We start from the raw sequence: 3,956 nt of genomic DNA, 5'->3' as shown, positions 1-3,956 counted from the left end.
ACCGCGGATCGCGCCCGCGGGCCGGCAGAGGTCGGACTTTCTCCCGTGGTATGAGGCCGGTCACCGCCCCGCTCGGTTTCGTCCGATGACGGCCTGGAGCAGGTGAACCGGCTCGAAGGGTTTTTGGAGAAAGGTCGTATGGGCGGGCAGCCTCGGCACCTCCTTGCCGGACATGACGATGATGTTCATTGCCGGGTATCTTTGGCGGGCGTACTCGGCGAGTTCGATCCCGGACATGCTGCCTGAGAGCCTATTGTCGGTTATGAGAGCGCGCAGCTCCGTACCCGAGGTCGCGACGATCGACTCGGCGGCTTCGGCCGTCGCGCACTCGACGACCTCGAATCCCTCGTCTCTGAGCAAGTCCGCCATGACCTCGCGCTGGAGCATGTCGTCCTCGACCAATAGGGTAACGAACTGGGGCATGGGCTCCTCCGTTATCCCATGTTAATCCGAAATGCCGCTTCCGGTTCAGCGGCTGCAACATTCGCTCAGACCGGCGGCTGGTCCGGAAAGGACATAGCGCCGGCTGTTGTTCCACCGCACAGGCATCATCGTTCGCCGTCGGGCAGAGTCCGGGCGCAGTACACGGCCTAGGGTGGATACACGCCGCGAAGCACATCCGTGAAATGGGATTTGACCGCTTCGTCACAGTTGCAGGATTTCGAACGCAGGGCGGACGGATCCAGCACCTCAAGCTCCATCCTTCCCGTCCTCAGGATGCGTTTTGCGCTGAAATCCCGGATGATCCGGGTGGCATAGCTCCGTCCGACGCCGAGCATCGCGGCGGGCTGGGCGTGACCGAAGGGTATAGTCTGGCCACCCGTTCGAGCCGTCGCCGCCAGGATACACTTGGCCGCGCGCTGTTCGATCGAATGCGCGGCATTGCAGGCGCTGCTCTGCAGAATTTGTGCCAGCAGGCAATCCGAATAGCGGGCGAACACATTGCTGAAGGTGCTCGACTTCTCTTTCGCGGCCTGGATACGGCTGACCGGCAGCCGGCCCAGTCGAACCTCGATGCGGGAAAACGCCGGCAGGCGTCCGTGGCTGACGATGCCGCCGGCCGCCCCCTCGCGTCCGATCAGGGGGACATCGACCTCGTGCCCGTCTTCGATGGCCACGACGAAGCAGATCGCGCTCCCTTCGCACGGGAAATACACCGTGTTGACGTCACCGCCGGGGTTGTAGAGAACTTCGCCGGCAGCCAGCGAGACCATCTCGAGGTGTGACGAAACATGCGCATAATCGGTCGCCGCGGCGGATGGGGATAGAGGCGCTGTATCGCCGGCCGCGCACCACCAAGCCCGAGCCCGGTCACAGAATCTATCCGTATCTGCTGCGCGGCATGGAGATCACGCGACCGAACCAGGTCTGGGCCATGGACATCAGCTACATCCCGATGGCGCGCGGCTTTGTCTATCTCGCCGTCGTGCTGGACTGGGCGAGCCGCCGGGTGCTGTCGTGGCGGCTGTCGATCACGATGGAGGCGGCGTTCTGCGTCGAGACACTGGAAGATGCCCTGTCTCGTCACGGCAAGCCAGAAATCTTCAATACGGACCAAGGCTCGCAGTTCACCGGCTCGGCCTTCACCGGCGCGCTCGCCAGCAACGGCATCGCCATCAGCATGGACGGCAAAGGCGCCTGGCGGGACAACGTGTTCGTCGAGCGGCTATGGCGCAGCATCAAATACGAGGAGGTCTACCTGCGAGCTTACGAAACCGTCGGCGAGGCACGAAGCTCGATTGGTCAGTATCTCGACTTCTACAACGGACGACGACCGCATTCGAGCCTTGACGACCGCACCCCGGATCAAGCCTACTTCGATCTTCCTCCGCTCCGCGCGGCGGCCTAACTAACCCCGGCAGACGCTCCACTTATCGACGCGGAATTTTTGTTCAGACAACCGGGACCAGTTCAGTCCCCGTTGTAAGGGAATGGCGACCTTAGTGCCTTCATCCGCGGACAAAGCACCTCCGGTTTGGCGCTGCTTCAAATGCGTGTCGGATTGACCGAAAACTAAGGCGGGCCGATCTCACGGCCCATGCCCAACATTGGCTTTGCAAATGTGACATGACGTTGGGCGGTTTGTTTTGCGAGCCGGTCCGAAAGGCCCGGCGAGCGGCGGACGCGAATATCCACCCGGAAGCCACCGGGTACGGCTTGTTCGGTCTGGGACAGAGACATCACATTCATGGTCATTCACCTTCTAGGGGCAGGTTGAAGCGCAGCGCTGCGCTGCAACCCCGCCCGTCGGCGAGACTTGGGGGAAGCAAGGGCAAGGGCGGCCGGATGCGGAGGGGGATCGCCCGCCCGACAAGGGCGCGCTTCTCAAGCGCGCGTCTGCACGCGCCTGATGACAAATGTCATCAAATCCGAACCTTGGCGCGGACGGCCGGTGAGACCACTCCGGCCGGCACGCATCAGCGTGCTTCACCCTTGCGCGCGCGAGGGCGGAGCCCATAGCAATTCACTTTATAAAAAAGGGAGAGGCTGGTTACTTTGGTACAAAGTGCGAATGAAAGCAAAAGAGCCCCGCCTCCGAAGAGGCGGGGCCTATGATCTGGACGGATCAGTCGCCGCTGCGGCGCGACCAGATAAGGGTAAAGCCCTCGTCGCCCTCGACCTTCACCAGCGAAGCGTAGATCGGCGCCGGGAAGCTCGGATCGTCGAGCTTGACCGAGAGGTATTCGCGTTCGCTGTCGCGGGCGGTTTTCTTCCAGGCAGCGCCGAATTCGGTGGCACCGGCGAAGATGCGATAGTCAGGCGCCTTGTCATTCTCCTTCTCGCTTGCGACGAACTTCGCCTTGATGTTGAGCGTCAGGGTCTTGATCGATCCGGCGAAGCCGTTGTCCGACGCGGTGAAAGTGCCGATGGTAGCCATGGTGGTCTCCTTCTGTGTTTCGGACCGCGCCCATCGCGGCCTCGACGGCTGTCCTTGGCCCGGGGAGCGATCGGCCCGCAGCGCCAGCGGAGGACGGCGTCAGTCGGCTTTTTTGACTTCCCGCGAGGAATGCCGCTGCTTTGCGGCAGGGGAAAAAAGCCGGCGGAGCCGTTGCGGGAAGGCGATCGAGGCCGAAGGCCGGCCCTCGGGCCTGATCAGCCCATTCGAGGTTGCGTGGACGCGAGCCGTGGACGAACTGATGAGACAACCACGGCGACCCGCATTTGCGGTCAACAGACATGGATTGGTCGATCGAACGAAAGCTGGCGCTCCTAGCACGGGCGGAGAAAGCGCAGCCAGGAAAACGCCAGCAGCCAGTCCCGCATCCGCGCGCGGGATCGACGGCGCCACGAAGGCCCACTCCAACAAAAGTCAATCATAGGGATTGAGCTCGTCGCGCGAATCAAGGAGTCAGCGCGGCGATCTCCGTCGCTGGTCGGCGCCGTGCCGTCAGGCAACTGGCGACAAAAGCTGGCACGTCGGAAGGCATGGTGTCTCGTGACCATCAAGTGGGGCTCGCTTCGACGAGTCGCATCTTTGCACCACCGAAATCGGCCGCGCGCCGGTCAGGCGCGCGGCCGAAACTTTTGAGACTGAACCGGGAGCCGCGCGAGCTGCCCCCGGCATCGGGCCTATTCGGCTGCCTGCGAATAGGTGTCGTCGCCCTGTGCGTCCACTGGCGCAGCAGCAGGCTGCTCGTCGCCAGCTTTTGCCGTCCTCAGCAAGTTGGGCAGCCAGCCGGTCGCGGCCAGTAGTTGTTCCGCCGCTTCCGCCATCTCGGCCTTCTTCATCCGCGTCATGCGCTCGGCGGCTTCGCAGCTTACAGCCTCCCGCACGGCTTCCAGAATGCGCGCCTTGGTGATGCGACCGAGATAGCTCCGCACAGTCGGCCGCCAGTATCCGGTCATGTCGAGCGTGACGGCTTCCGCCAACCGGTCGGCCGTCGCCAAGGCGCGAGGCCTTGGTTCCCACGGCAGCTTGACGGCATTGACCGTCACGGCAACACAATGCGCAAACA

General features: G+C 63.1%; 3 protein-coding genes and 2 pseudogenes. 1 reads left to right on the top strand and 4 read right to left on the bottom strand.

The features are described from left to right. Positions 1-60: 60 nt before the first annotated feature. Positions 61-423: a response regulator gene (locus JOY90_RS25115; protein ID WP_291693805.1), complete on the bottom strand. Its 363-nt coding sequence runs from the start codon at positions 421-423 to the stop codon at positions 61-63. 167 nt (positions 424-590) lie between these two features. Beyond that, the gene (locus JOY90_RS25110; RefSeq protein ID WP_291693804.1) at positions 591-1,214 is read right to left on the bottom strand and encodes a Crp/Fnr family transcriptional regulator; all 624 of its coding nucleotides are present in this window, start codon (positions 1,212-1,214) and stop codon (positions 591-593) included. Positions 1,215-1,252: 38 nt separating this feature from the next. Here JOY90_RS25110 and JOY90_RS25105 point away from each other — a divergent pair. Next, positions 1,253-1,849 (top strand): annotated as a pseudogene (locus JOY90_RS25105) (IS3 family transposase); the annotation flags it as partial. 717 nt (positions 1,850-2,566) lie between these two features. Here the strand turns inward: JOY90_RS25105 and JOY90_RS25100 are convergent. Both JOY90_RS25100 and JOY90_RS25095 read right to left on the bottom strand, forming a co-directional pair. Then, positions 2,567-2,878, bottom strand: a complete 312-nt coding sequence (locus JOY90_RS25100) for a DUF736 domain-containing protein (protein WP_291693803.1) — start codon at positions 2,876-2,878, stop codon at positions 2,567-2,569. 692 nt (positions 2,879-3,570) lie between these two features. Beyond that, a pseudogene (locus JOY90_RS25095) lies at positions 3,571-3,956 on the bottom strand (chromosome partitioning protein ParB); the annotation flags it as partial.

Origin of the sequence: Bradyrhizobium sp., from assembly GCF_019242285.1 — a bacterium.
Classification (GTDB): domain Bacteria; phylum Pseudomonadota; class Alphaproteobacteria; order Rhizobiales; family Xanthobacteraceae; genus Bradyrhizobium.
This window is presented reverse-complemented; position numbering and strand designations above follow the sequence as displayed.